The sequence below is a fragment of the Streptomyces barkulensis genome (assembly GCF_002843305.1).
GTDB classification, from domain to species: domain Bacteria; phylum Actinomycetota; class Actinomycetes; order Streptomycetales; family Streptomycetaceae; genus Streptomyces; species Streptomyces barkulensis.
In genome coordinates this window covers 44096-70355 of the sequence record NZ_PGSG01000061.1, presented here as the reverse complement: position 1 = coordinate 70355, position 26260 = coordinate 44096, and the positions used below count along the sequence as shown (strand labels likewise).

General features: G+C 73.4%; 30 protein-coding genes. 11 read left to right on the top strand and 19 right to left on the bottom strand.

Translation table 11 applies throughout. From position 1 onward, the window contains the following. Positions 1–115: 115 nt before the first annotated feature. The 3 genes from CUT83_RS12580 to CUT83_RS12570 form a co-directional block, all read right to left on the bottom strand. Positions 116–946, bottom strand: coding sequence for an SAM-dependent methyltransferase (locus CUT83_RS12580; RefSeq protein ID WP_240957810.1), 831 nt, complete (start codon positions 944–946; stop codon positions 116–118). Between the two features lie 120 nt (positions 947–1066). Continuing rightward, a complete protein-coding gene (locus tag CUT83_RS12575; RefSeq protein WP_093850176.1) occupies positions 1067–1303 on the bottom strand; it encodes a DUF397 domain-containing protein in 237 nt (78 codons plus the stop codon). Between the two features lies 1 nt (position 1304). Further along, a complete protein-coding gene (locus CUT83_RS12570) occupies positions 1305–2165 on the bottom strand; it encodes a Sco1979 family transcriptional regulator (RefSeq protein WP_101255934.1) in 861 nt (286 codons plus the stop codon). Positions 2166–2413: 248 nt separating this feature from the next. On the opposite strand from CUT83_RS12570, the gene CUT83_RS12565 reads away from it, so the two are divergent. Continuing rightward, complete coding sequence (locus tag CUT83_RS12565; protein ID WP_240957809.1) at positions 2414–2860, top strand: ATP-binding protein; 447 nt, start codon at positions 2414–2416, stop codon at positions 2858–2860. 19 nt (positions 2861–2879) lie between these two features. On the opposite strand, the gene dhaM is transcribed toward CUT83_RS12565, so the two are convergent. The 3 genes from dhaM to dhaK all read right to left on the bottom strand — a co-directional run bounded on the left by dhaM (position 2880) and on the right by dhaK (position 5013). Further along, the gene (gene dhaM / locus CUT83_RS12560; RefSeq protein WP_101255932.1) at positions 2880–3290 is read right to left on the bottom strand and encodes a dihydroxyacetone kinase phosphoryl donor subunit DhaM; all 411 of its coding nucleotides are present in this window, start codon (positions 3288–3290) and stop codon (positions 2880–2882) included. Beyond that, a complete protein-coding gene (dhaL, locus tag CUT83_RS12555) occupies positions 3287–3886 on the bottom strand; it encodes a dihydroxyacetone kinase subunit DhaL (RefSeq protein ID WP_101256026.1) in 600 nt (199 codons plus the stop codon). The genes dhaM and dhaL overlap by 4 nt, the downstream gene beginning before the upstream one ends. Positions 3887–4020: 134 nt before the next feature. Next, a complete protein-coding gene (gene dhaK, locus CUT83_RS12550) occupies positions 4021–5013 on the bottom strand; it encodes a dihydroxyacetone kinase subunit DhaK (protein ID WP_101255931.1) in 993 nt (330 codons plus the stop codon). A gap of 320 nt (positions 5014–5333) precedes the next feature. Between dhaK and CUT83_RS12545 the strand changes: the two genes are divergently transcribed. The 3 genes from CUT83_RS12545 (at position 5334) to CUT83_RS12535 (ending at position 9835) form a co-directional block, all read left to right on the top strand. Then, positions 5334–6227, top strand: coding sequence for a universal stress protein (locus tag CUT83_RS12545; protein ID WP_101255930.1), 894 nt, complete (start codon positions 5334–5336; stop codon positions 6225–6227). 4 nt (positions 6228–6231) lie between these two features. Continuing rightward, positions 6232–9003, top strand: a complete 2772-nt coding sequence (locus tag CUT83_RS12540; RefSeq protein WP_101255929.1) for an HAD-IC family P-type ATPase — start codon at positions 6232–6234, stop codon at positions 9001–9003. Positions 9004–9184: 181 nt separating this feature from the next. Next, positions 9185–9835 carry a universal stress protein gene (locus CUT83_RS12535; protein WP_101255928.1) on the top strand — a complete coding sequence of 217 codons (651 nt, stop codon included), beginning with the start codon at positions 9185–9187 and terminating at the stop codon, positions 9833–9835. 143 nt (positions 9836–9978) lie between these two features. Here the strand turns inward: CUT83_RS12535 and CUT83_RS12530 are convergent, their stop codons facing one another. The 8 genes from CUT83_RS12530 to CUT83_RS12495 all read right to left on the bottom strand — a co-directional run bounded on the left by CUT83_RS12530 (position 9979) and on the right by CUT83_RS12495 (position 16816). After that, positions 9979–10245: a metal-sensitive transcriptional regulator gene (locus CUT83_RS12530; protein ID WP_101255927.1), complete on the bottom strand. Its 267-nt coding sequence runs from the start codon at positions 10243–10245 to the stop codon at positions 9979–9981. 38 nt (positions 10246–10283) lie between these two features. Further along, positions 10284–10664, bottom strand: coding sequence for a thioredoxin (gene trxA, locus CUT83_RS12525; RefSeq protein ID WP_101255926.1), 381 nt, complete (start codon positions 10662–10664; stop codon positions 10284–10286). A gap of 198 nt (positions 10665–10862) precedes the next feature. After that, complete coding sequence (locus CUT83_RS12520) at positions 10863–11723, bottom strand: sulfite exporter TauE/SafE family protein (RefSeq protein WP_101255925.1); 861 nt, start codon at positions 11721–11723, stop codon at positions 10863–10865. 5 nt (positions 11724–11728) lie between these two features. After that, a complete protein-coding gene (locus CUT83_RS12515; RefSeq protein WP_101255924.1) occupies positions 11729–12310 on the bottom strand; it encodes a rhodanese-like domain-containing protein in 582 nt (193 codons plus the stop codon). Between the two features lie 63 nt (positions 12311–12373). Beyond that, the gene (locus CUT83_RS12510) at positions 12374–13753 is read right to left on the bottom strand and encodes an MBL fold metallo-hydrolase (RefSeq protein WP_101255923.1); all 1380 of its coding nucleotides are present in this window, start codon (positions 13751–13753) and stop codon (positions 12374–12376) included. Beyond that, positions 13750–14106 (bottom strand): rhodanese-like domain-containing protein, encoded by a 357-nt coding sequence (locus CUT83_RS12505; protein WP_101255922.1) that lies wholly within the window; start codon positions 14104–14106, stop codon positions 13750–13752. The genes CUT83_RS12510 and CUT83_RS12505 overlap by 4 nt, the downstream gene beginning before the upstream one ends. A gap of 224 nt (positions 14107–14330) precedes the next feature. After that, a complete protein-coding gene (locus CUT83_RS12500) occupies positions 14331–15296 on the bottom strand; it encodes a sensor histidine kinase (protein WP_101255921.1) in 966 nt (321 codons plus the stop codon). 350 nt (positions 15297–15646) lie between these two features. Then, entirely contained in the window at positions 15647–16816 is a 1170-nt protein-coding gene (locus CUT83_RS12495) for a PP2C family protein-serine/threonine phosphatase (protein ID WP_101255920.1), read from the bottom strand. Between the two features lie 101 nt (positions 16817–16917). Between CUT83_RS12495 and CUT83_RS12490 the strand changes: the two genes are divergently transcribed. From CUT83_RS12490 to CUT83_RS12465, 6 genes are all read left to right on the top strand, one after another. Continuing rightward, the gene (locus CUT83_RS12490; RefSeq protein ID WP_101255919.1) at positions 16918–17424 is read left to right on the top strand and encodes a MarR family winged helix-turn-helix transcriptional regulator; all 507 of its coding nucleotides are present in this window, start codon (positions 16918–16920) and stop codon (positions 17422–17424) included. Between the two features lie 407 nt (positions 17425–17831). Continuing rightward, the gene (locus CUT83_RS12485) at positions 17832–18704 is read left to right on the top strand and encodes an STAS domain-containing protein (protein WP_101255918.1); all 873 of its coding nucleotides are present in this window, start codon (positions 17832–17834) and stop codon (positions 18702–18704) included. Continuing rightward, entirely contained in the window at positions 18701–19114 is a 414-nt protein-coding gene (locus tag CUT83_RS12480) for an STAS domain-containing protein (protein ID WP_165869426.1), read from the top strand. Before CUT83_RS12485 ends, CUT83_RS12480 begins: the two co-directional genes overlap by 4 nt. A gap of 7 nt (positions 19115–19121) precedes the next feature. Continuing rightward, entirely contained in the window at positions 19122–19568 is a 447-nt protein-coding gene (locus CUT83_RS12475; protein WP_101255917.1) for an anti-sigma regulatory factor, read from the top strand. After that, positions 19565–20575 (top strand): SpoIIE family protein phosphatase, encoded by a 1011-nt coding sequence (locus tag CUT83_RS12470; protein WP_101255916.1) that lies wholly within the window; start codon positions 19565–19567, stop codon positions 20573–20575. The genes CUT83_RS12475 and CUT83_RS12470 overlap by 4 nt, the downstream gene beginning before the upstream one ends. 7 nt (positions 20576–20582) lie before the next feature. Continuing rightward, on the top strand, positions 20583–21878 hold the full coding sequence (locus tag CUT83_RS12465) for a PP2C family protein-serine/threonine phosphatase (RefSeq protein WP_101255915.1): 1296 nt from the start codon (positions 20583–20585) through the stop codon (positions 21876–21878). A 32-nt stretch (positions 21879–21910) separates the two neighbouring features. On the opposite strand, the gene CUT83_RS12460 is transcribed toward CUT83_RS12465, so the two are convergent. The 4 genes from CUT83_RS12460 to CUT83_RS12445 form a co-directional block, all read right to left on the bottom strand. Beyond that, a complete protein-coding gene (locus tag CUT83_RS12460; RefSeq protein WP_101255914.1) occupies positions 21911–22174 on the bottom strand; it encodes a hypothetical protein in 264 nt (87 codons plus the stop codon). Positions 22175–22278: 104 nt separating this feature from the next. After that, the gene (locus CUT83_RS12455) at positions 22279–23142 is read right to left on the bottom strand and encodes an MBL fold metallo-hydrolase (protein ID WP_101255913.1); all 864 of its coding nucleotides are present in this window, start codon (positions 23140–23142) and stop codon (positions 22279–22281) included. A gap of 117 nt (positions 23143–23259) precedes the next feature. Further along, positions 23260–23667 (bottom strand): DUF4383 domain-containing protein, encoded by a 408-nt coding sequence (locus CUT83_RS12450; protein WP_439145000.1) that lies wholly within the window; start codon positions 23665–23667, stop codon positions 23260–23262. A 132-nt stretch (positions 23668–23799) separates the two neighbouring features. After that, complete coding sequence (locus tag CUT83_RS12445; RefSeq protein ID WP_101255912.1) at positions 23800–24501, bottom strand: phosphodiesterase; 702 nt, start codon at positions 24499–24501, stop codon at positions 23800–23802. Between the two features lie 245 nt (positions 24502–24746). Between CUT83_RS12445 and CUT83_RS12440 the strand changes: the two genes are divergently transcribed. Continuing rightward, complete coding sequence (locus tag CUT83_RS12440; protein WP_101255911.1) at positions 24747–25844, top strand: serine/threonine-protein kinase; 1098 nt, start codon at positions 24747–24749, stop codon at positions 25842–25844. On the opposite strand, the gene CUT83_RS12435 is transcribed toward CUT83_RS12440, so the two are convergent. Continuing rightward, on the bottom strand, positions 25802–26158 hold the full coding sequence (locus CUT83_RS12435) for an STAS domain-containing protein (RefSeq protein ID WP_093850201.1): 357 nt from the start codon (positions 26156–26158) through the stop codon (positions 25802–25804). The genes CUT83_RS12440 and CUT83_RS12435 overlap by 43 nt on opposite strands. Positions 26159–26260 lie beyond the last annotated feature (102 nt).

The window sequence follows — 26260 nt, the reverse complement described above, 5'->3', positions numbered from 1 at the left end:
GCGGACATGCGCGGGCCCCGCCGCTCGTGGGGGAAGCGGCGGGGCCCGCGGTGCGCGGCCGTACGTCTCGGCGCACCGTACGGACGCGGGACCGGAACGGCAGTGGGGCCGGCGGCTACCGGCCCGGCTTGCGGCCCAGACCGCCGGCCACCAGCAGGCCGGCGATGTCCAGCGGGGCCTTCACCGGCTCGTCGGGCTGCCAGTACGGCAGGTAGACCACGCCGGGCTCGACCATTTCCAGGCCCTCGAAGAAGGCGGCGATGCGAGCCATGCTCCGCAACTGCCCCCGGCCGAGGGCCTGCCGCAGCACCGACTCCAGACCGCGGGCCTCGGGGGTCGAGGAGCAGAAGTGGGTGAGCAGCAGGTAGCCGCCCGGCCCCAGCCACTTCTTGTAGGTCTCCACCAGCCCGTCGGGATCCTCCTCGTCGAGGAGGTGGTGGACCACGGCGTTGAGGATCAGCCCCACCGGGCGTTCCGGGTCCAGCATGCCGGTCACGTCGGGGTGACCCAGCAGGACGTCGGGCTCGCGTATGTCGGCGGTGACGACGACGGTGCGGTCGTCGTCCTCCAGTAACGCGCGGCCGTGGGCGAGGACGATGGGGTCGTTGTCGACGTAGACGACCTTCGCCCCGGGGTTGACCTCCTGGGCCACCTGGTGGGTGTTCTGCGCGGTGGGCAGGCCGGAGCCGATGTCCAGGAACTGGTCGATGCCCCGGCGTGCCATGTGGCGCACCGCCCGCACCAGCAGCCTGCGGTTGGTGCGGGCGCCCTCGCCTCCGTCGGGGAAGGCCCTGGCCACCTGCTCGGCGATCTCCTGGTCCACCGGGTAGTTGTCCTTGCCGCCGAGGATGGCGTCGTAGACGCGGGCGATGCTGGGGACGGAGGTGTCGATCTCGACCGGCTCCCGGGCCGAACGGCTCCGTGTCCAGCTCATGTCGTCGGCCATGTGGTGTGTCCTTACGTCTGTGTGAGTGGACGTCGGGTCGTGCGGACCGGACGGGGCGGTGCGTGCGCGGCCCCCGGACGGCAGGCGGGCCTGGAGCCGGCCGGCCGGGGACCCGCGGGTTCAGGAGAGGAGGAAGTCCGCCTCCCCCGCCTTGGCGCCCTGGACGAAGGCGCTGATCTCACCGGGGGTGTAGATCAGCGCGGGACCGTCCGGATCGGTGGACTGGCGGATGGCGACCCGGCCGTCGGGCAGCCTCCTGGCCTCCAGGCAGTTGCCGCCGTTGCCGCCGCTCCACGGCCTGTGCCAGCCCTCGGCGCCGAGGTCGCTGGCGCGCATGCCGTTGTATATGCGGTCCATCTCAGAGCTCCTTGCGGAAATCCCGGAGGATCTCCTTGGTGCGTCGTGCCGTTGCCGCCTGGGCCGACATACGGTCCAGGAGTTCGAGGTGGGAGGCGACCTCGGTGCGTTCGTCCAGGTAGACGGCGCCGGTGAGGTACTCCACGTAGACCATGTCCGGGAGTTCGGGGAGCCCGAAGCGGAACAGGACGAACGGCCCGTAGGTGCCCGGGTGGAAACCGGAGGAGAACTCGGTGATCTGCAAGGTGACGTTGGGCCGCTCCGCCTCCTCCAGCAGCCGGTCGGCCTGGGCCCGCATGACCTGCGGCGGGCCGACGGGGCGGCGCAGGGCCGTCTCCTCGACCAGGACCCACAGACGCGGGGCGTCCGCGCGGGTGAGCAGGCGCTGGCGCTCCATGCGCAGCGCCACATGCCGCTCGACCTCGCCCTTGACGGCCCGGCCGACCGCGCCCTTGCGCAGTATGTGCCGGGCGTACTCCTCGGTCTGCAGCAGGCCCGGGACGACGTGCGGCTCGTAGGCCCGGATCACCCTGGCGGAACTCTCCAGGCTGACGTGGACGCTGAACCAGTCCGGCAGCACATCGCGGAACCGCTGCCACCAGCCGGGCCTGTTGGCCTCCTCGGCCAGTGCGACGAAGGTCTCGGCTTCGTGGCCGGTGACCCCGTAGGCATCCAGCAGTAAACGGACGTACGGGATCTTCAGCGCGACCTCGGCCGTCTCCATCCTGCGGATGGTGGCGGAGGCGACGTGGAGGACCTTCGCGGCCTCCTCGCGCCTCAGCCCCGCCTTCTCGCGCAGGTCCTGGAGCCGTCTGCCCAGCACGAGCTGGCCCACGGTCGGGGCGGACCGGGGCTCACTCATCGCGTAGCTCCTCCTGGTGTCCTGGCCATGTCCCGCAGTGTGCCACGGAGTTGACGGAGCGAACACCCTGCATCGGCAACTCTGCACTGTTCAGAGTGACCCTTGCCGACTGCCCTGCACGGTGAGCACAGTGGCGGTGTGAAACGGTTCACCCCGACGCGGTCCAGGGCGTGCTGCGCCCCCCACGACCGCCTCCTTCCCCCACCGCTGGAACCGGCCGTTCCGTCGGGCAGAACCGGCTCCCGGCCGTGACAGCCGGAGGCCGGCCCCCGCCGCGCGGAACGGAGTTCGCCCTGCCGGCGCGCGCCGAGTCGGTGGCGAGGGCGCGCCGCCTCGTTCGGGGCCTGCCGGCCGGGTGGGGCGCGGACGAGGAGACCCGCGACACGGCGGCCCTGGTGGTCTCGGAGCTGTTCACCAACGCGGTGGTGCACACCGGCAGCGGATCGGTGGTGTGCGAACTGCGACAGGAGAGGGGCGCCGCGGCCGGGATGGGGGCACCGCTGCGCCTGGAGGTGCGCGGCCGCCGCCCGGGCCCGCCCGCCGGCTCCGCCCCCCGGGCCCGCCCGCCGGGAGAGGAGCACGGTAGGGGGCTGATGCTGGTCGAGGCCGTCAGCGACGCCTGGGGGATCCGGGAGGTGCACGGCTGCGGCTGGTCGGTGTGGGCCCGGCTGCCGGCCTCCGCCGCACGGCGCTGACGCGCGCCCCGGGCGCCGGTCAGGCCTTGCGGTAGCCGTACGCCTCCGTCGCGGCCGCCGCGACCGCGTCCAGGTCCGCGCCGGTTGAGGCGGTGACCACGGCCGCGACCGCGCCCTCGACGAAGGGCGCGTCCACCAGGCGGGCGCCCGGGGGCAGCTCGTCCTCCTCCGCGAGAAGCGTGCGCACCGTCAGCACCGCGCTGCCCAGGTCCACCAGCACCGCCACGCCCGCGCCCCGGTCGACCCGGCGGGCCGCCTCGGTGATCAGCTCCGAACTGGTGCCCAGCCCGCCGTCCCCGGTGCCGCCGGCGGGCGCTACGGGGACGTCGGCGCCGCCCGCCAGCCCCAGCGCCATATGGGCGACGGACTCGGCCACCTGCCTGCTGTGCGAGACCAGTACGACGCCGACCCGGCCGCTCACCCCGCTCATGCGGACTCCCCGGTCGCGACGGTGTTCGCGGTGTCGGCGAGCGCGGCGAAGAACAGCGCCGAGGAGGTGGCGCCGGGATCCTGGTGCCCGACGCTGCGCTCGCCCAGATAGCTGGCCCGGCCCCTGCGCGCCCGCATCGGCACGGTGGCCGCGGCCCCCTCCTCGGCGGCCCTGCGCGCCGCCCCGAAGCCGTCACCCGAATCGCCCAGCGCCTCGACGGCCGGATACAGCGCGTCCAGCATCGTCTTGTCGCCCCGCGCCGCGGAACCCAGCTGGGCCACCGCCTCCACCCCGGCGCGCAGCGCCTCCCGCAACCGCCCGGGATCCACGCTCTCCTCCGTGCCCAGCGCCTTGCCCGCGCGGCGCAGCAGTGTCCCGTACAGCGGGCCCGAGGCGCCGCCGACGGTGGAGATCAGCCGGCGCCCGGCGAGGGCGAGCACAGCGCCGGGGGAGGAGGGGGTCTCCTCCTCCAGGGAGGCGACCGCGGCCGTCAGACCGCGCCGCATGTTGGCGCCGTGGTCGGCGTCGCCGATGGCGGAGTCCAGCTCGGTCAGCCGGTCCGCCTCCCGGTCCACGGCGGCCGAGACCGCGGACATCCAGCGGCGGAAGAAGTAGGCGTCCAGTGCGACGGTCACCACGGTCTCCTTGTCTGCGGGCGGTGGCTGCGGTGGCTGCGGTGGCTGCGGTGGCTGCGGTGGCTGCGTCCGGTTCCCTGCCCGCCCGCCCGGGATCAAATCCCCCAGCGCAGCGCGGGAGTGCGCACCGGCGCGTCCCACAGCCGCAGCAGCTCCTCGTCCGCCTGGCACAGGGTGACGGAGCAGCCCGCCATGTCGAGCGAGGTGACGTAGCTGCCGACGAGGGTGCCGGCCACGGCCACGCGGCGTTCGCCGAGCACGCGGTGGACCTCGGCGGCGAAGCCGTACAGCTCCAGTAGCGGGGTGCCGCCCATGCCGTTGACCAGCGCCAGTACGGGAAGGTTCGGGCGCAGGTCGTCCAGCACCGCGTCCACCGCCGTGTCCGCGATCTCGCCGGAGGTCATCATCCCCCGCCGCTCGCGGCCCGGCTCCCCGTGGATGCCGATGCCCAGCTCCAGCTCGCCGGGCGGCAGGTCGAAGGTGGGCACACCCCGCGCCGGAGTCGTGCAGGCGCTCAGTGCGACGCCGAAGCTGCGGGAGGACTCCACCACCTGCCGGGCCACCGCCTCCACACGCTCCAGCGGCGCCCCCGCCTCGGCCGCCGCGCCCGCCAGCTTCTCCACGAACAGCGTGGCGCCGGTGCCGCGCCGCCCGGCGGTGTAGGTGCTGTCGACCACCGCCACGTCGTCGTCGACCAGCACCCTGGCGACCTGCACGCCCTCGTCCTCGGCCAGTTCGGCGGCCATGTCGAAGTTCAGCACGTCGCCGGTGTAGTTCTTCACCACGAACAGCACCCCCCGGCCGCTGTCCACGGCGGCCGCCGCCCGTGCCATCTGGTCCGGGACGGGCGAGGTGAACACCTCGCCGGGACAGGCCGCGTCCAGCATCCCGGGACCGACGAAGCCGCCGTGCAGCGGCTCGTGCCCCGAGCCGCCGCCGGAGACCAGCCCCACCTTGTCCGCGACCGGCGCGTCCCGGCGCACCACCACCCGGTTGTCCACGTCGACCGTCAGCTCCGGATGGGCGGCGGCCATACCGCGCAGGGCATCGGCCACCACCGTCTCCGGCACGTTGATCAGCATCTTCATGACTACCTCCGGAAGGGACGGCGGACGCCGAACGGGACAGGAGCGGGGGCGGAAAGGGGCGAGAAGATCAGTATCGCGGTGAATGTGCTCCAGGTCACCCCCACGTCGTACGGACGGATGGCCGGGGGCCCGCTCACTCCGGAAAAGTGTGCCAAGCGATCACATGGGGACGTGTGGCCCCCGCCCCCCGGCCGTACGGCCCTATGGAGGAGCATGGGAGAAGATCAGTGTGATCAGTGCACAACGGAACACGGTGCGGAGAAGCCGGGCGGGCAGCATGGACGTGGCCGCGGCCCCCGCACGGAGTTGGGAGAGGGAAGATGAACGGACCGGTCGTGGTAGGAGTGGACGGCTCGCCGTCGAGCCTGGACGCGGTGGCCGCCGCGGCACACGAGGCACGGCTGCGCGGTGTGGGGCTGCGGGTGGTGCACGCGTTCCTGTGGCCGGTCCTGCACGTGCCGCTGGGGCCGTCCCCGATGGGCCCGCCCGAGGGCGGGCTGCGCAACATGGCCGACCAGATGGTGGCGCAGGCGGTCGAGCACGCGCGCGGCGCTGAGGCCGGGATCGAGGTCGAGGGCGAGGTCGTCGTCGGCGAGCCGCTGACGGTGCTGGAGGCCCGGTCGCAGTCCGCGTCGCTGGTCGTGGTCGGCAGCCGCGGCCTGGGCGGTTTCACCGGACTGCTGCTGGGCTCCACGGCCGTGCACCTGTCCGCGCACAGCCACTGCCCGGTCCTGGTGGTGCGCGGCAGGCCGGACCCGACGGGTCACGTGCTGTTGGGCGTGGACGGCTCGGCGTCCGGCGAGGCCGCCGTCGGGTTCGCGTTCGCCGAGGCGTCGGCGCGGGGCGCGGCCCTGGTCGCTCTGCACACCTGGAGCAACTGGACCGGTCCGGTCTCCGGTGGTCCCGCAGAGCCGCTGCCCCTGGTCTACGACGTGGACATGCTCCGGGACGAGGAGGAGCGGGTGATGGCCGAGACGCTGTCGGGCTGGCAGGCGAAGTACCCCGACGTCACCGTGCACCGGCAGCTTGTCCAGGGGGGCGCCCGCCAGGCGCTGATCGAGGCCAGCGGCAGCGCCCAGCTGCTGGTGGTCGGGGCGCGCGGCCGGGGCGGCTTCTCCGGCCTGCTGCTGGGCTCGGTCAGCCAGGCCGCCCTGCACCACGCGCACTGCCCCGTCGTCGTGGTGCGGGCTTTTGGAGCCGACCGGAAGGGGTGAGGCCGTGCCGCGCCGCCCGGACTCTCCCGCCTCCGTCCTCCGCGTCGGGGAAGCCCACCACGGGCTGCCCGCCCACGAGGTCGTGCTGCTGCTGGAGACCGACCCCGACCGCGGTCTGGCGGGGGACGAGGCGGCGCGGCGGCTGGACCGCTTCGGGCCCAACACGCTTCCCGCCGCGGCGCGCGGCGGGCCGCTGCCGCGGGCCCTGCGCCAGTTCCACCATCCGCTGATCTACATCCTGATCGCCGCGGGCGCGGTCACCGCCGCGCTGGGCGAGTCCGTGGACTCCGCGGTGATCTTCGCGGTCGTGCTGATCAACGCGTTCGTCGGCTTCGTGCAGGAGTCGAGGGCCGAGGCCGCGCTGGACAGTCTGCGGTCGATGGTGCGCACCACGGCCAGGGTGGTGCGGGCCGGACGCGAGCGCGCGGTGCCCTCGGAGGATCTCGTCCCCGGGGACCTGGTGCTGGTGGAGGCCGGGGACAAGGTGCCGGCCGACGTACGCCTGCTGCGGGCGGTGGAGCTGCGGGTGGACGAGTCGGCGCTGACCGGCGAGTCCGTCCCCGTCGCCAAGGACGAGGTGCTGCTGGATCCGCTGACGCCGGTCGCCGACCGGCACAACACGCTCCACTCCGGCACGCTGGTGACGGCCGGGCGCGGGGCGGGTGTCGTGGTGGCCACCGGGGCCGGCACCGAGCTGGGGGAGATCCACCGGCTGGTGGGCGCCGCGGAGGTGCTGGCCACGCCGCTGACGGAGAAGCTCGCCAGGTTCAGCAGGGTGCTGACGGTGGTCATCCTGGTGCTGGCGGTGGTGACCTTCGCGATCGGCCTGGCCCGCGGGCAGGGCGCGTCGGATACGTTCACCGCGGCGGTGGCCCTGGCGGTCGGGGCCATTCCCGAGGGGCTGCCCGCGGTGGTCACGATCACCCTGGCCATCGGTGTGTCGCGGATGGCGCGCCGGCGGGCGGTGATCCGCAGACTTCCGGCGGTGGAGACGCTCGGCAGCACCACCGTCATCTGCTCTGACAAGACGGGGACGCTGACCGAGAACCGGATGACGGTGCGGGCGGTGTGGACACCGGACGGCGAGTTCTCCGTGAGCGGTTCGGGGTACGCCCCGGACGGCGACTTCCGGAGCGGGGACGGCGGCACCGTCTCCGTGGCGGCGGACCGGGCGCTGTACCGGTGCCTGCTGGCCGGGGCCCTGTGCAACGACGCAGTCCTCGTCGGCGGGGCCGGGGAGTCCGGAGGAGCCGGGGAGTCCGGCGGGGAGGGGCGCTGGAGCCTGACGGGCGATCCCACCGAGGGCGCGCTGCTGGCCGCGGCGGCCAAGGGGGGCCTGGGGCCGGACACCGCCGCGGTGTTCCCCCGCGTGGGCACCGTCCCCTTCAGCTCCGAGCGGCGGTACATGGCCACCGTGCACCGGGACGAGACGGCGGGCGGCCACCTCCTGCTGGTCAAGGGGGCCGTCGAACAGGTCGTGGAGCTGTGCTCGGCCGGGATGGGTGCCGACGGCGCCGTCCGGCCGCTGGACCGCGAGGCGGTCCTGCGCGCCGCCGACGAGCTGGCCGGCCGGGGGCTGCGGGTCCTGGCGACCGCCGAGCTGCCGGGAGCGGAGCCGGAGGGTTTCGGGGAGGGGGCACCGCCGGACTCCATGCCGGACTCCATGGTGTTCACCGGATTGCAGGCCATGCTCGATCCGCCCCGGGCCGCCGCGGTCGACGCGGTGGCCGCGTGCCGCACGGCCGGGATCGGGGTCAAGATGATCACGGGTGACCACGCGGCCACCGCCACCGCCGTCGCCGGCCGGACCGGCCTGCTGACCGAGCGGCGTGAGGGAGAGGTGCTCACCGGGGCCGATCTGGACGCGCTGCCGGCGCGGGAGTACCCGGACGCGGTGGAGCGGGCCCGGGTGTTCGCCCGGGTTTCCCCGGAGCAGAAGCTCCGGCTGGTCGAGGCGCTCCAGGCGCGGGGCCAGGTGGTGGCCATGACCGGGGACGGGGTCAACGACGCCCCGGCGCTGCGGCAGGCGAACATCGGCGTCGCCATGGGCAGGGGCGGCACCGAGGTGGCCAAGGACGCCGCCGACATGGTGCTCACCGACGACGACTTCGCCACCATCGAGGCCGCGGTCGAGGAGGGCCGCGGCGTCTTCGACAACCTCGTCAAGTTCATCGTGTGGGTGCTGCCGACGAGTCTGGGCCAGGGGATGCTCGTCCTGGTGGCGATCCTGTTCGGGGCCACGCTGCCGGTCCTGCCCACCCAGATCCTGTGGATCAACATGACCACCGCCGTCGCGCTCGGGCTGATGCTCGCCTTCGAGCCGAAGGAGGAGGGGATCATGCGGCGGCGGCCCCGTGACCCCGGCAGGCCCCTGCTGACGACGGGGCTGTCCTTGCGTGTCCTGCTGGTCTCCGCGCTGATCGTCGGCGGGGCCTGGTGGCTGTTCACCTGGGAGCGGGCGGAGGGCGCGGAGCTGGCCGAGGCGCGTACCGCCGCGGTCAACCTGGTCGTCGCCGTCGAACTGTTCTACCTGTTCAGCTGCCGTTCGCTCACCCGCTCCGTGTGGAGCGCCGGGGTCTTCGGCAACCGGTGGATCGTCGGGGGAGTGCTCGCCCAGACGGCCGGCCAGCTCGCCATCACCTATCTGCCGGCCATGAACGGGCTGTTCCACACCGCTCCGATCGACGGGGAGGCGTGGCTGCGGATCCTCGGTATCGCGCTGCTCGCCTCCCTGGTGGTCGCCGTCGACAAGCGGCTCCGCCGGCAGTTGGTGTGAGCGCGACGGCCTCATCCGGTGGCGGGGGCCGCCGTCGCGGTCGCGTTCCGGTTTCGCCGGCGGCCGTCGGGGTGTACGCACTGCGGCCTCGCCGGAACTCCCGAGGGAGCCCGGCGAGGGCACCGGAGACCGATTCGCACGGCCTTCCGGAAACCGGGTCAAGCCCGATGAAGGGGATTTCATGAACGGCATCTGGCTTGTGCTGATCACCGTCGCCGTATGGATCACCGCCGGACTCCTGGCCGTCTGGTGGATGGCACGCCGGGGGCACGGCGGCCCCGGCTGGCTGCTCATGGGGGCCGTCTTCGGCCCGGTCCTGGCCCTGGTGGCCGGCGAGCGCGTCCGGCGCCACCCGGCGATGATCGCGGGGACCGAGGTGGAGCCCCGCGGCCCCGGTGGCCTGCGAGTGCTGGTCGGAGTGGACGGGTCACCGGAGTCCCGGGCGGCGCTCGGGCTCGCGGCCGGCCTGCTGGGGCCGTACACGGAGACGCTGGTGGTCGCCCAGGTCGTGGACTACGACACGGCGGAACTCGACCGGCAGGGGAGTGTCGCGGAGGCCGAGCGCCGGCTCGGTGCAGTGGCGGAGGAGGCCGGCGGGCGCGTGACCGCGTGCGAGATCCTGGCGGGCCCGCCCGCGGGCGCACTGGCGCGTTTCGCCGGCGAGAACGACATCGACGTGGTGGTCGTGGGCAGGCACGGACGCGGGCTGTCCAAGCGGCTGCTGGGCAGTGTGGCCCAGGAACTGCTGCGCGACGGATCGGTGCCGGTCCTGGTGACCGGCGGGCGCACCGACGGGACCGGGGCGCGGGCGGCCGGGGGCCGGGGGCGGTAGGCGCGAGTGGGCGGCTCACGGCCGAGGGGTCCCTGCCCCACCGGATTCGGGGCGTGCGCCCCATGTGCGGGGCGCACGCCCCGAAAAGTGAGGCAGTGGGCTTTCGGAACGGTCTCGGAACGGCCGGGGACGGCTCGGGCGGTTCAGGACAGGGAGAGGAAGAGTTTCTCCATCTTCTGGGCGTCGAGGCTGTCCGCGCCGCCCTCCTGTGCCATGCACTGCTTGAGGCCGCTGGCCACGATGGAGAAGCCCGCCCGGTCCAGCGCGCGGTTGACCGCGGCGAGCTGGGTGACGACGTCCTCGCAGTCGCGTCCTTCCTCCAGCATGCGAAGGACGCCGGCGAGCTGGCCCTGGGCGCGCTTGAGTCGGTTGACGGCCGATCGCACGTTCTCGGGAGGAAGCTGGACCACGGTGGTCGATCCTTTCGTTCGTACTGCGCCGGACAGGCTCAGTCGCTCTGGCCGGAGCCGGGGTTCTGGGCGGCGACGGAGGCGTGCACCTCGTCCATGTCGAGTCCGCGGACGGCGGTGATCACCTGGTCCAGGGCCTGGGCCGGCAGTGCGCCGGGCTGGGCGAAGACGAGCACGCCCTCGCGGAAGGCCATCAGGGTGGGGATGGAGGTGATGTCGGCGGCGGCCGCCAGGGCCTGCTCGGCCTCGGTGTCGACCTTGCCGAAGACGATGTCGGGGTTGGCCTCGGAGGCCTTCTCGTAGACCGGGGCGAACATGCGGCACGGACCGCACCAGGAGGCCCAGAAGTCGACCAGGACGATGTCGTTGTCGGTGACGGTCTTCTCGAAGTCGGCGGCGGTGAGTGCGACGGTGCTCATACGGTGGTTCCTTCCGTTTCACCGGGGTGGTGGCGGTTGATACCCCCTGGGGTAGTCAACGCCGGGATGGGGCGGAACATTCCGCCCGTGCTCCGGTGCCTTCCGTGTGACGGGCGGCACCGGTATGCCAGTGTCCCGGTACACCGGTACCCCGGCGCACCGCTGGGGCGGTGCGCCGGGGTACCGGATCCGGGGGCGTCAGGTGCCGTGCACGGCCCGCCGCAGCGGACAGCGGTCGACGAAGCCGTAGCAGGCACCCGCTCCGGCGCCGAGCGAGACGACGACGGCGAGGATCGGCAGACGTATGTCGGCGGGGGCCTGCTGGACCAGGACGAAGGTGCCCATGGCCAGTACGAACCAGGCGAACAGCCGGGAGAGGACGGCCGCGGGGACGCGTCCGGCCAGCCTGGCCCCGGCGAGGCTGCCGACGATCGCGGAGCCGGTGACGGCCAGGGTCAGGGTCCAGTCGATCTGGACGGTGGAGAGGTAGCCGGCGAACCCGGCGGCGGACTTCATCGCGATGACCAGCAGCGAGGTGCCGACGGCCACCGGCATGGGCAGTCCGCCCAGCAGGGCCAGGGCGGGCACGACCAGGAAGCCTCCGCCCGCGCCGACCAGGCCGGTGGCCAGGCCGACGGCCGCTCCGTCCAGCAGGACCCGTCCCACCGGGAGCTGCTTGTGGGCCTTGCCCGGGTCGACGTCGCGGCGGCCGCGGAGCATGGCGGCGGCGGTGACGATCATCATGACCGCGAAGGCGATCAGCAGGACGACGTCGGGGATGTTGCCGCCGATGAGCCCGCCGACGTAGGCGCCGACCATGCCGGCCGCGCCGAACAGCACACCGGTGCGCCAGCGGACCCGCCCGCCGCGGGCATGGTTGATCATGCCCACGGCGGAGGTGACGCCGACGACGAACAGGGAGGTTGCGATGGCCTCCTTGGCGTCCATGCCCGCGACGTAGACCAGCAGCGGCACGGTCAGGATCGACCCGCCTCCCCCGAGGAGCCCGAGGGAGACGCCGACCAGCAGCGCGAGGATCAGGACGAGCGTCAGCGTCATGGTGGTCACCTGCTGCCGGCGAGCTGCGCGACGGCCTTGCGCGGGTCGAAGGACGGCGTGCGGTTCCACGGCATCCTCGACAGCAGCACGCCCATGGCGCAGGTGTTGCTGATGGCGGCGAAGGCCAGGCCGCCGCCGACGAACGCGGACAGGGCCTGCAGTCCCGGCACCACGAAGCTGCCGAGGGCGCCGACCAGGACGAGGGAGCCGGCCACCAGGCGGACCTGGCGCTCCATGTCCCAGCGCTCCTGGCCGTAGTTGGTCGGGGCGCCGGACTTCTCCCAGGAGGTCATGCCGCCCGACAGGACGCTCAGTCCGGGCAGCCCGGCCTCGGCGAGGGCGCGCTCGGCCTGGCCGGCCCGCTGCCCGGAGCGGCACACCAGCACCACGTCGGTGTCCAGGTGCCGGGTCAGCTCCTCGCGGTGTTCACGCAGGGTGTCCAGCGGGACGTTGTAGGAGCCGGGGATGTGCGCGGCCTCGAACTCCGCGGGGGAGCGGACGTCGAGCAGCCGCGGCGGGTGCTCCGAGTCGAGCTTGGTGCGCAGTTCCTCGGAGGTCAGGCTGCGGGGAGTGGTGGAGGTGGTCATGTACTGCTCTCCTGTGGGGATTGCGGATTTCGGGCGTTCCGGGTTTTCCGGTGTTGCCGGGGGTCAGAGGACCTGGGTGGGAACGGGGCACAGGCCCAGGTCGCGGGCGTTGTCGAAGCTGTCGTCGATGGCGACGACATCGCGGCCGCGGGCGTCGAGCAGGGCGGCGACGACTCCCGCGCGGTAGCCGCCGGCGCAGTGCACCCAGACCCGGCCCGCGGGGATCTCCTCGATGCGGCCCGGCACCTCGTGGATGGGGATGTGCACCGAGCCGGGGATGTGCGCCTCGTCGCGCTCCTGGTCGCGGCGCACGTCGAGGACGACGAACTCCTCCCCGCCGTCCCGGTTCTTCTCCAGGGCGGCCTTGAGGTCCTCGAAGTCGGCGCGCTCGTAGGCGGCCAGGGGCTCGCCGCCGGCCCAGTCCTCGGGCCCGCCGGTGGCCATGGCGGCCGGGCGGTCGATGCCGATGCGGACCATCTCGCGCTGGGCCTCGGCCACGTCCTCGGCGCTCTCGCCGAGCAGGGTGACCGGGGTGCCCCACGGGATCAGCCAGCCCAGGTAGGTGATGAACTGGCCGTCCAGGCCGAAGTTGAGGCTGCCGGCCAGGTGCCCGGCGGCGAAGGCGGTGCGGTCGCGCAGGTCGACCACCCACTCGCCGGCCTCGATGCGGCGGCGCAGCTCGGCCGGGTCGGCGACGGAGGGCGCGGACAGGTCCGGCTTGCCGGGGTCGCCGGAGTTGGCCGGGCCCATGTGGGCGTAGTAGGCCGGGTAGGCGTCCAGGCCCGCCAGGAGCTGCTCGACGTAGGCCTCCTCGTCGGCGGTCAGGGCGGTGTTGGTCCTCTTCTCCTCGCCGATGGTGCTGGACAGGCCGGCGGACTGGGTCGCGGAGCAGAACGAGCCGAAACCGTGGGTGGGGTAGACGGCGGTGGAGTCGGGCAGCTCCTTCGCCAGCCGGTGCGCCGAGCGCCACTGGGCCCGCACCAGGGTGTCGGTGTGGTCGGGGCCGAGCAGGTCGGGCCGTCCGGTGGAGCCGTACAGCAGCGATCCGCCGGTGAACACCGCGATCTGCTCGCCGCCGGCCTCCAGGGCGAAGGAGAGGTGGGTGTGGGTGTGGCCCGGTGTGTGGATCACCCTCACCCGCATGGCGCCGACCTCGACGATGTCGCCGTCGCGGATGCCGGTGCGCTCGTAGGAGACCTCGTCGTCGGCGTTGACCAGGTACTGCGCGCCGGTCTCCCGGGCCAGGGCCAGGCCGCCGGTCACGTAGTCGTTGTGGATGTGGGTCTCGAAGACGTGGGTGATCCGCACGCCCGCGGCCTCGGCCAGCGCCGTGACGCGGTCGTAGTCGCGCTGCGGGTCGACCACCAGCGCGGTGGAGCCGTCGTGGGCGAGGTAGGTGCGGTCGCCCAGGCCGGGGGTCTCGATGGGCAGAACGGTGATCATCGGGTCTCCTCGGTGTTGGCGGTGACGTCGGGGGTGCCGGGCTCGTCGCCGGTGGTCACGGGTCGGCCCGCGTCGGTCCAGGCCGCCGTGCCGCCGCTGACGCTGCGGGCGTCGTAGCCCACGTCGCGCAGCAGTGCGGTCGCCTGCGCGCTGCGGCCGCCGCTCTGGCAGATCACGTAGACGGGGCGGTCCTTGGGCAGCTCGGCCAGCTTCAGGGGGAGCAGGCTGAGCGGCGCCGGCCGGGCGCCGGGGACGTGACCGGTGCGGTACTCGCCGCGGTCGCGGACGTCGAGGACGAGTGCGCCGGCCGCGTGCGCCTCGGTGAACCGCTGCTGGTCGATCTCGGGAACCATGCGGGGGACTCCTGCTCGCTTGCCTTCGGGAAATACCCAGGGGGGTATGCCTGGGGTCAACCGTAACAGGGGTCGCCTTATGCCCCGGGGGGTATATGGAGTGATGTGGATCACAGGGCGGAGGGCCGCGGGAACCGCCGGAGCGGTCTTCGAAGGCCCGCCGCGGCGGGCGCGGGGGCCAAGGTGATGGGAGAAGAGGAGAGGGGAGGGTTCCGCGCGCGGTCCTACGAGTGGTTCATGTGCAGCCGTACGGTCAGCCCCGCGGACGCGGCGCGGGTCTCGACCAGATCACACAGCTGGTGCATCATCCACAGTCCGCGTCCGCCCTCGGCGGAGTCCAGCGTCGGGCGGCGGCGGCCGGCCAGCAGATCGGTGAGGTGCCCGCCGTCACGGATCTCGGCCACGCAGGAGTGGCCGTCGGACCACAGGCGCAGGGTGCCGTGCCCGCCGCCGTGGGCGATGGAGTTGGCCGCTGCCTCCGCCACGGCGAGGACGAAGTCACCGCGCCGCGGCATGCCGAGTCCGGCCGCACCGGCCCAGGTGTCCGCACGGTGGCGGACCTCGCCGAGATCGCCGGTGGTGAACGTCAGGGTGCGGGTGCGCGGGGGCGGGGGAGCCAGCGGAAGGGCGTCGCACTCGGCGCTGAGGGCGCGGGGATCGGTGTAGTGCGGGCTGGGCCGCTCCCGGCCGTCCTCCCACAGCACCGGATGGGTGCGGCGGGCGTCGGCGCACACCCGTGCGGGGAGCCCGGAGGCGTCGTAGGGGCACAGGACGGTCGCGGCGCGGCCGGTGAAGGCCGCGTTGATCAGCGCCTCGTGCCGGGTGGCCTCCGCCAGCTCGCCGGGGGAGCGCCGCGCCCAGACCGGCTCCCCGACAATACGGGCGGTCCGGCCGGGGTGCCGGTCGGCGAAGTCGCGCAGACCCGAGAGGACGCGGCCGGGGTTGCGGCCGAACTCGGTCATGTCCACCAGGGTGAGGCGTTCCGCGTCGGCGTCCCCCAGGTGCTCGCGCAGCATCTCCAGCCGGGGGCCGGGAACGGCGACGAGTACGGGATCGCCGGCATCCAGGGCGCCGTCGACGAACCCGCCCACCCCGGCGAGGTACTCCCGGGGATTCCGGTAGAACAGCGCGGGATGGACGAAGGGGTCCGAACTCCTCTGTTCGACGAGGGCGTGTTCGCTTCTGGTCACCGAAGGACCACCTCTGGCGTGACGGGAACGTGCCGGAGAGGGCCGGCCGCACGCGCCGGCGGCCGGGAACCGGCCGCGGCCCCGCACGGGCGGGCGGACGCCGGGGCGACAGCCCGGGAGGGGGTGTGCCGGACACACCGGCACGGTGCCGGTGTCGGCACGTCGGCGAACACCTCCGCTCGGTCCTCGGCCCTGCTCCACGAGCCCGTCTGCCCTGTGGCGCCCGGCGTACACCGCTGTTCTCCTTTTGTGACCTGCGCCGGGGCCATGGCCGGACGCGCCGCGCGGAGGCGGACGGTCCCGGCGGCTCCCGGGCGCGGTCCGGGCGCAGGTGGCGGGTGCCCGGCCGGTCAGCTCCTCCTGCCGTGCCAGTCCAGGCACAAGACCATGGCGTCGTCGTCCGCGGGCGGCTCGCCGCGGTGCCGGGCGAGCTCGGCGAGGACCGCCCGCGGCACCTGGGACGGGGGGAGGAGCCGGGTGCTGGTCATGGCGCGGGCCAGGGCTCGCTCGCCGAACCGTTCGCCCGACGGCGAGGCGACCTCGTAGACCCCGTCGCTGGCGAACAGCAGCCGGTCCCCGGCCTCGATCCGGAAGTGCTGGACGGCGTAGGGGGTGTCCTCGAACATTCCCAGCGGGAGCTGCGCCTCCAGCTCGACCGGCTCCACGACGCCGCCGCGCAGCCGCCAGATGCGCGGCGACCCGGCGTCGACGGCCTCCAGCCGGCCGGTGGCCAGGTGGATGCGCAGCAGCAGGACGGAGACATGGGCGGCCCCGCGGTGCTGCCCGTAGACCGCCTGGTCGGCCAGGACCGCCTGGCCGACCAGGTCCAGCCCGGCCCGGCGGGCGTTGCGCAGCGCGCTGAGGGCGAGGTTGGTCAGGAGCGCGGCGTCGACGCCCTCGCCCATTCCGTCGGTCAGGGTCACGGTGAGGTGGTCGGCCGAGACGGACCAGTCGAAGTTGTCCCCGAAGACGGCGTAGGCGGGTTCGAGCTGGGCGCCGAGCTCGTACTCGGGGCCGGAGCAGGACCGGCCGGGCAGCAGCTGCCACTGCATCTCGGCGGCGAGGGTGAGGCGCTCGGCCCGCCGTGCCTTCAGGTAGACGTCGGTGCTGTGGTCGGCGACGAGGATCTCCCGGCCGAGCGCCTCGCACAACTGCCGCAGCTCCCCCAGCGCCTCGGGTGAGGCCCCCTCGGCGGGGAGGGTCACCGACAGCACGCCCAGCCGGTCGCCGCGGACGGTGACCGGCAGGTGCGCGGCGACGGTGCCGGAGCGCTCGTCGGGGAAGAGGCGGGGCTGCTGGGAGGCGAACGCCCTTCCGGGTTCGGTGGAGTGGACCGGGACGGGCTCCGTCGGGTAGGGAAGAGGACCGACCGGCTGGAGTATGGTCGTCCCGTAGTCGGCCATCAGCAGGTCCACGGTGAGCGCCCCGAAGTGCCGTGCCAGTGAGGCGCGGAGCGCGTCGAGCAGTGCGTGGGGAGCGGCATCGCGCAGGGCGCGCTCCACGGCCGTGAATCTGTCCACCGTGTCACAACTACTTTCTGTTTCCGCAGAAAAATCCGATATGGGAAGTTAAGTGTCGCTCGGAGCTCGGGCTGACAACGCAGACGCGGAGTGTCACAGTTATGGTCGTGAATTCCGGACCCTCCCAGCGCCACTCCGCAGAGGCGGCTCATGCCGCGTCCGAGGTGATAGAGCTCCTGGAGGTGCTGTGGGAGCGGGGCCGGGAGGCCGCGTCGCCCGCGCCCGTCTCCGCCTCCCAGCTGAGGGTCCTGTACACCCTCGACCGGGATGAGGGCATCAATCTGCGCACGCTCAGCGAGACGCTGGGTTCCGCCCCGTCGTCGGTCAGCCGGCTGTGCGACCGGCTGCAGGCGGTCGGGTTCGTGGAACGCGCTCCCAGTCCGGCGAGCCGGCGGGAACTCGAACTGAGGCTGACCGGCCGGGGCAGGACGTATCTGCGAGACCTGCGCGACCTGCGGGAGGAGGCGCTGGCTACGGCCATGGCGGCGATGTCGCCCGCGGCACGCAAGGCGCTCGCCGAGGGGTTGCGGGGGTTCCGGGCGGCGGTGGACGAAGCGTTGCCCAGCCGCCGGGAGGCCGGGGCGGGCGGTGGCGTGAGATCGGCGTGAGGCCGCCGCCCTGGGTGGCATGTGCATCGCCATTCTGCCTCACCGATACATCACACACCTCGTGGCCGCCGCGGAGCGCCGCACCGCGGGGGACTCCTGGCGTTGGCCGGTCGGGGCGGGTGCGACAGGGAAAGATTGTTGTGCCGTGGATACAGTTGTCAAATGGAAACAATTGATCGGGGATGCATCAGTGGCCGGTTTCGGGGAAGGTCCCGTCAGGGGTCGGTGAGTTCCACCATGTCCTGATGCACCGTCAGTTGGGGTCGGCGGGCTCCGCGGCCGCTGCTAACATTTGCCGGACGGCAACAAAAGGGGTGAACGGTGCTGTCTCCTCACCCCGCACATCCAGCCGGATGCCGACGTCACGGGCGTGGGCCGGCGGCGAACGACTGTGAGAGGGCTTGTCAGTGAACGCCAGCGATGCAGCCGTACGAGACCGGTTGACAACCGCAATCCGCGAGCGCGGCGACGAGATCGCCGACCGGTGGGTGCAGTTGCAGCAGGAGCGTGCGGCGATCGGGATGGACGAGGGCGAACTGCGCGAGGAGGCCGACGCGCTCCTCGTCCTGCTGGGAGGGGCCCTCAACAGCGACTACGGCATGGAGAACGTGGTCGACGCCCACCACGAACTACGCGACGCGGTGATGGAGCTGTCCCTGCGCAGGGAGCGCAGCGGTGCGACCCCGACGGCCACGTCCCTGGCCATCCTGGCACTCAAGGACGCCCTGCTGGAGGCCGTGGAGCGCGACAACCACGACCCGCGGGAGCTGTTCCCGGCGGCCCTGACGATCAACCGGCTGCTGGACGAGGCCGCGGCTCTGTCGTTCAACGCCTATGTGGAGCGCCGCGAGGAGATCATCCAGCGGCAGAGCCGCCAGCTGCTGGAACTGTCCACCCCCGTGGTCCACCTGTGGAAGCGGATCCTGGCCGTGCCGCTGATCGGCACCCTGGACACCGCGCGCACCCAGGTGGTGATGGAGAACCTCCTGCAGTCCATCCAGACCCACGACGCCCGGGTGGCGATCATCGACATCACCGGTGTGCCCACCGTCGACACCGCCGTCGCCCAGCACCTGATGCAGACCGTCAACGCGGTGCGCCTGATGGGCGCCGACTGCTTCATCAGCGGCGTGCGGCCCTCCATCGCGCAGACCATCGCCCAGCTGGGCATCGACCTGTCCACCATCCTCACCCGCGCCACCCTCGCCGACGCCCTGGCCGCGGCGGTCGACATGACGGGACAGGACTCACCGGCCACCGGGACGACGACGAACCGATGACCGGCCGCCAGTCCATGGACATCCCCATCCTCAGGCTCGGTGACGTACTGGTCACCGGGCTCATCAACGAGCTCGACGACAAGACGGCCACCGTCTTCGCCGACGAGCTGACCGAGCGCATCGCCGCCGAGCGGGCCACGGGAGTCCTCATCGACATCTCCCGGCTGGAGATCATCGACTCGTTCGTGGCGCGCACTCTGACCGAGCTGAGCACCATGGCCCGGCTGCTGGGCGCCCGGGTGATCGTGGCCGGCATGCGGCCGCCCGTGGCGATCACCCTCGTCGAGCTGGGCCTGCAGCTCACCGGAGTGGAGACCGCACTCAACGCGGAGCAGGGGATGGCCGCACTGGGCTGGCACCACGCCCCGCGGCCCCCGGAAGGGGTGACCCGGCGTGAAACTCTCGGGTGAAAGGACGATGGGCGCCCCCACGGCCTCTGCGGAAGGAGGCGGCGGCGCCGCGAGCGCCCGGGCCACCTACCCGGTCCGTACCGACGAGGACCTCATCACGGTCCGGCACGCGGTGCGGGCCGCCACCGTCGAGACCGGTTTCGGGCTCGTCGACCAGACCCGCGTCGTCACCGCCGCCAGCGAACTGGCGCGCAACGCCTACATCCACGGCGGGGGCGGCACGGTGACCATCGAGTTCCCCAGGAACGCCGGACGCCGGGGCGTGCGGCTGACCGTCAGGGACGAGGGGCCCGGCATCCCCGATCTGGAGGCGGCGCTGGCCGACGGCTTCACCACCGGCTCCGGCCTGGGGCACGGTCTGGGAGGCGCACGCCGCCTCATGCACGAGTTCGAGGTGCACACCGAAGCGGGCCGGGGCACCACCATCAGCGTGACCCGCTGGAACACGCAGTGAGCCGGCCGTCCCCCGCCGCGGAGGGCCTGACCGAAGAGATCCGCATCGACCACGAGAGCGCGATCCACGTGGCGGCCTCGGCCGCGCGCGGCTGCGCACAGCGGTGCGGACTGCCCGGGGCCATGCCCGACCAGGCGGCCGTCGTCGCCAGCGAACTGGCCAGCAACCAGGTCAAGCACGCCGCCGACGGAACGGTGTACGTACAGCCGACGCTTCAGGGCGACGGAGTGGAGATCACCGCCGTCGACCGCGGCCCCGGCATCCGCGACCTGGACCGCTCGATGGCCGACGGCTACACCACCACCGGCTCCCTCGGAGCGGGACTGGGGGCGGTCCGCCGGATCGCCACCGGGTTCACCATCCGCACCCAGCCGGGCTCGGGCACCCTGGTCAACGCACGGCTGTCGGCTCCCGGCGAGCGGCCGAAGGCCCGGTACGGCGTCGGATCGGTGTGTCTGCCCGCCCACGGGGAGAAGCACTGCGGTGACGCCTGCACCGTGGCCGGCACCGGCGACGCCCTCACCGGCCTCGTCGTCGACGGACTGGGACACGGCGCCGCGGCCGCCGAGGCGGCCCGCTGCGCCCTGCGGTCCTTCCACACCGCACCCGACCGTCCCCTGGCAGACATCCTGACCTCGCTGCACCGCTCGCTGCGCCACACCCGCGGCGCGGCGGCGGGCGTGGTGCGGCTGCACCCCGGCCGCGCCGAGTACTGCGGCACGGGCAACATCCGCGCCACGGTGCTCTCGGGCGGCGAGGTGGCCCACCGGATGGCCGGCCAGCCCGGCATCGTGGGCTGGAACGTCCCCACCCCCCGGCCACGCACCGTTCCCCTGGCCCGGGGAGCGGCGGTCGTCCTGCACAGCGACGGCATCGAGTCCCGCTGGTCGCACAGCCCGCCCACCTTTCTGCTGCGACTTCCGCCGCCCCTGCTGGCGGCGGCCCTGGCCCACGGGCACCGGCGCATCCGCGACGACGCCACCGTGCTCACCGTCCAAGCGGCCTAGAGGTTCCATGACCGACAACACCACTTCCCACCACCACACACTGCCGAGCCTGCGACACGCGGTGCGCGGGATCGCGCGCGTCCACCGGCTGCCGGTGGAGACCAGGGCCCGGCTGGTGATGTCCGTGGTGGAACTGGCGCGTACCGAGATCGCGGCGGGACGGCCGGTACGGCTGGAGGCGTGCGCCGAGCCGTCCGGCGGCGGATCGACGGGGCAGCTCGTCGTCACGCTCGACACCCTCAGCGATCTGACGGCCGACCGCGACGGCATCGCCGGCCTCCCCCTCCCCGCCCAGTTCGCCTCCGGAGGCTCGGTCACCTGGCGCATGCCGCTGCCCGGGCCGCGCGGTGACGGCGGCAGCGGCGACGCGGGCACGGTCCCGTCCGCCCGCAACGGCGGCGGGCCGGATGCCGGGAGCGGCTGTCCCACGTCGGAGATCCACGCGGTGGAGCAGGAACTGCGCGCGGCACTGGCCCGCCTGGACGCCCTCACCGCCGAACACCGGCGGCTCAAGCACGAACTCGCCGAGACCAACCGGGGCACCCTCGCCCTCTACGTCCAGCTGGAGGAGCGCGACGAGCAGCTGCGCAAGGCCCACGGCCAGACCCTGCGGGAACTGGAGGACGCGCTGCGGCCCGCCCCGATCGAGGTCGACGGCCTGGAGATGGCCGTCCACTACGCGCCGGCCGGCACCGACGCGCCCACCGGCGGAGACCTGTACGACTGGCTCCAGCTTCCCGACGGCACCGTCCACATCACCGTCGTCGACGCCCTCGGCCACGGTGTGACCAGCACGCGCGGCGCGCTCAACGTCACCCACGCGGTACGGACCCTGGCGCTGGAGGGGCATCCGCTGGAGTCGATCATCGCCCGGACCGCCGAGATCCTGATGCCCTTCGACAGCGAGCTGATGTCCACCGTGCTGCTCGCCCGGATCAACCCGGCCACCGGCGATCTGTTCCTGGCCAACGGCAGCCATCCCCCCGCGCTGCTGCTGCCCGCCGGGGGCGAGCCCGAGTACCTGGAGGTACGCGGCCGGGGTATCGGCTACCCGCTGCCGGGCAGCGAGCGCCTGCTGCACGCCAGGATGGGCCCCGGGGACATGCTCATCCTCTACACCGACGGCCTCACCGAGAGCCGCAAGGACCCGCGCGAGGGCGAGAAGCGTCTGGTCGAGGCGTCCCGCCGCCATGCGGACAGGTCCATCGCGGAGGTCCCCGGCGCCATCGCCGAGGACATGCACACGGTCATCCTGCACCCCGACGACACACTGGCGCTGGCCGTGCGCGTCCCGCCCGCCTGAGCGGCGGGCGGGACGCGCACGGGCGGGGCGCCTCAGCCGCCCAGCTCGGAGACCACGCTCTGCAGCCTGGAGGCCAGCGCCTCCAGCTCCTGCTCCGAAGGCGTCCCCGGACCGATCCGGGCGGCGAGATCGTCGCGGGAGACGACCTCCACGGCTCCGCGGTAGCGGTCGGCGCCGGCCTCGGCGGCGGGCACCACCCGCGGGCGGCCCTCCAGGAGGACCAGCCGGGGATCGGGGTCGGAGGAGCTGAGCAGCTCCCGTACGTGCTGGGCTGTGATCGTGTTCGTGCTCGGCACCTTGCGGGCCTTCCTCTCGGTCTTCCCGGTCCTCTCGCTCCTTTGGGCCCCTCCGGCGTGTCCTCCCGTTCCTCCGGGCGCCCGCCGCCGCGCGGCAGGGCGTCTCAGGACCGCCCCGGCCCCGCCGCGCCGGCCCCGACCGGTCCGGCGGCGTCGACGGTCACCCGCTCCCCCCGCGGGCAGTGCAGTACGCCGGAGGGGAAACCGGGCCGCTCCGCCTCCCGGAGGAAGTCCGACAAGGGGGATTTCATGACGGTGTAGTCGTCGTAGTGCACCGGCAGCACGCGGCGCGGATGCAGCGCGGAGACGAGATCGGCGCCCTGCAGGGCGTCCATGGTCACCAGCAGCCCTCCGGGCAGCGTGGTGCCGCCCAGATGGACCACCGCCAGGTGGATGTCCGGGCACAGACGCGCGATCTCGTGGACGCCGGGGAACATCAGGGTGTCGCCGGAGATGTACAGCCGCAGCCGTACCGCCCCTCCCGGGGCGCCGAACTCCAGCAGGCTGCCCATCACCGGCGGCAGCAGGAAGTCCACCGGACCGGGGCCGTGGCGGCCGGGCAGCGCCGTTATCCGCACCTGGCTGCCGCCGCGCACCAGGACGTGGTCGTGCCAGGTGGGCAGACCCGTGGCACGGCTGAACCCGTGCAGCCCCTGCAGCCGCCGCGAGGCGTGCGGGGTGGTGACGATCGGCAGGGAGCGGGGCAGGTCGCGGCGGGCGACCCGGTCCCAGTGATCGCCGTGCAGATGGGACAGCACCACCGCGTCCAGATCCGGCGGGAGGTCCTCCGCACGCAGGGCCGGCTCCCTCAGCCGCCGGGACAGCAGTCCCTTGCCCAGGTAGGCGTACTGGCCGCGGTGGAGGAAGTTGGGATCGGTCAGCAGCGTCAGCTCGCCGTAACGGATCAGGAGGGTGGCGTTGCCGACGAAGAGGAGCTCGGCGGCTCCCGGGGGCGGCGCGGGCTGCATGACGGGGCCTCCTCGCCTTCGTCATCGTTTCCAGGGGACCGGGGACCGGGGACCGGGGTTCCGGGGTTCCGGGAGGCCCGGGCTTCCGGTGGGCCGGGGCCCGGGCGAGCGGCGGGATCAGGCGGTCGTGGTGCGGCGGCCGCCCAGGACCGCGCCGAGGACGATCATGCCCGCGCCCAGCACGAGGTGGAGCCAGTCGTCGGCCGCGTTCAGGGGGACGAAGTTCGCGCCGCTGTCCTCGTCCACGATCAGCCCGTAGATCCACAGCAGCAGGTAGATCACACCGCCGCCGATCAGGAACGCCTTGGCCCCGGAGACGCTCCGGGCCATGGCCAGGCCGACGACACCGAAGGCGAGGTGCACCAGGTTGTGCAGGATCGACACCTGGAAGAGGCCGAGCAGCTGGGCCTGCGACTCGTGCCCCGCGAACTGCATCTCGCCGTAGTCCGTGGTGATTCCCGGGATGAACCCCAAAACCCCCACCAGCAGGAAGACCAACGACACCGCCATGGCCGCGGTGCTCACCGGAGCACGACGCGCCGTGCTCGCAGCCCTCGGACCTGTGCTGGCCATCGTCATCATCTCCACTCGGGTCGGTTGACGGCCGGTACGTGGTACCCCCGCCTCCAGGGCGGAAACGGAGCGGGTGACGCTTCCTCAGGCGCGGCCCTCCCTGGATCCCTCGTACGCGGCGGGCCGCACCGCCGCGAAGGCCGTGCCCGGAGCCAGCTCCGGCAGGCTGTTGCGGTGGACGTCGAAGCCCGGAGCGGAGCGGGGCGGCTCCCGCAGCGGCGAGCGGACGGTGAGCACCGCGAAGGTCCGCCACCGGCCCAGCGGCTCGGCCGCCCGCAGGTCGAACACCAGCGGACCGTCGGCGAGCGCCCGCCGCAGGGCGGGAGGGCTGCCGTGGACCGGGCGCAGCCGGCGGCGCGGGAAGGCGGCCAGCACCATGCCGCGCCCGCCCACCCGGTAGGCGAGCAGACTGCTGTACGGGCCGCCCAGCGCGTCGCCGCGCGGCAGGGGCAGCCGGCGCAGTACGGGAGGCCGGGCGCTGCTGGTCAGCAGCAGGTCGACGGGCCGGCCGGGGCCGCCGGCGTCCAGTGCCCGGACGGCGAGTCCGAGCCAGTCGGGCAGCGGCCGCGGCAGGCCCGCACCCCGGGAAAGCCGTACCACGCACTCGTACCGGCCCAGCCCGTCCAGCCAGGGGACGCCCCAGGCGGTCCCCGTGGGACCGGGCATCACCAGCTCACCGGCGCAGGTCAGGCCGTCGGGGTGGAAAGCGGGGGCGTGACGCAGCCGGGCGAGCTGCCGGAAACCCGCCCGGGTGCCGCGTACCCGCAGGGGCACGGGTCGGGACATCGGCGCCTCCTGGTGGTGGACGGACCGGCCCGGCTCGCCGGCACGTTCGGGGCGAACCGTCCCGGTCCGCAGTTGCCGCACCGCCCGTGCCGAAACCCCGGCGCGCCCCGCGGCAGCGCTCAGGCGTACCCCGGTATGCCCCGGCACGCCCCGGCAGCGGACCACCGCCTTACCGCCCGGCCGGGGAAGGGCCCATACTGGACGGGCCGGGGGGCGGCACGGGCGAGAGGGGGCGGCGGCGCGCGATGAGGCAGGACACACTGATCCAGGGCCGGTACCGGCTGCTGGACCTCGTCGGGCGCGGCGGCATGGGGCAGGTGTGGCGCTCGCACGACGAGTCGCTGGACCGCGAGGTCGCCGTGAAGTGCCTCAAGCCGCTGGGCGGCCAGGACGACCCGCACGCGATCGGGGCACTGCGCGAGCGCTTCCGCCGCGAGGCGCGCGTCGCGGCCTCGCTCCAGCACCGCGGCGTGACCGTCGTCCACGACTTCGGGGAGCACGACGGAGTGCTCTATCTGGTGATGGAGCTGCTCAGCGGGCACGATCTCGGCCGGCTCCTGGAACTGGGCGGACGGCGGCCGCTGCCCGTGCCCGACCTCTTCGACATCGCCGAGCAGACGGCCGCGGCCCTCGCCTACACCCACGACCGGGGCATCGTCCACCGCGACCTCAAACCCGCCAACGTGATGCGTACCGCCGACGGCACCGTGAAGATCTGCGACTTCGGCATCGCCCGGCCCGACCGCTGTACGGGCCCGGCCGCCGCAACCACCGGCGGCTTCCCCATGGGCACCCCGCACTACATGTCGCCCGAACAGATAGCCGGGGCCCATCTCGACCACCGCAGCGACCTGTACTCCCTCGGCTGCATGCTGTACGAGATAGCCACCGGCGTCCCGCCCTTCGATCTGGAGGACACCTGGGGCGTCCTGGTCGGCCACCGCGAGAGAGCCCCCCGGCCGCCGAGCGAACTCCGTCCCGACCTGCCCGGGGCCCTGGAACGGCTCATCCTCGACCTGCTGGCCAAGGATCCGGACGAGCGTCCCGCGGACGCGGCGGAGCTCGGCCGCCGTACCGCCGAGGCACGCCGTGCGGGAAGCCCCGGCGGGCGGCGGGCCCCGCTCGGGGAGCAGCCGGGATCCCCCGGACGGCTCCCGGTGTGGACCCACGGTATGGGCGCCGGCGCCGTGGCCGTCGCCGGCCGGCCGCCGCGTTCCGGTCCTTCGCCGCTCTTCGGGCACGGAGAGGCGCTCAGCGGCCCGTGGACCGGACCCGGAGCGGAGGCCGGACAGGGCGGGGATCAGCCGGTGAGGGCCGCCACCGCCTCCTCGACGCCGCCGTAGAAGTCGAAGATCTGGTCCAGCCCGACGATCCCGAAGACACGCATGATGTCCTCGTCCAGACCGGCCAGCGCCAGGCTGCCGCCGACGGCCTGGGTGAGGTGGTAGGCCGTGATCAGCACGGTGATGCCGCTGGAGTCGCAGTAGACCAGGCCGGACAGGTCGATGACGACCGCGGTTCCGCGGTCGCGGGGCAGCTCGTTGAGCGCCTGGCGCATCCGGTCGGCCGTGTGGTGGTCCAGCTCGCCGGACACCTCCAGCAGACAGGGGCCTGCGGGGTGGGAGCGCAGCGTGACGGTCAGATCTCGGTCGGGCACCCGTTCTCCTGTACGCGCTGGTCGGTCCGGTCGTTCTCCCCGGCACGGCCTGAGGGGCGGGGCGGCGCCGGAGGCGGGTTTCCCCGGGGCGTGGATCCGCGG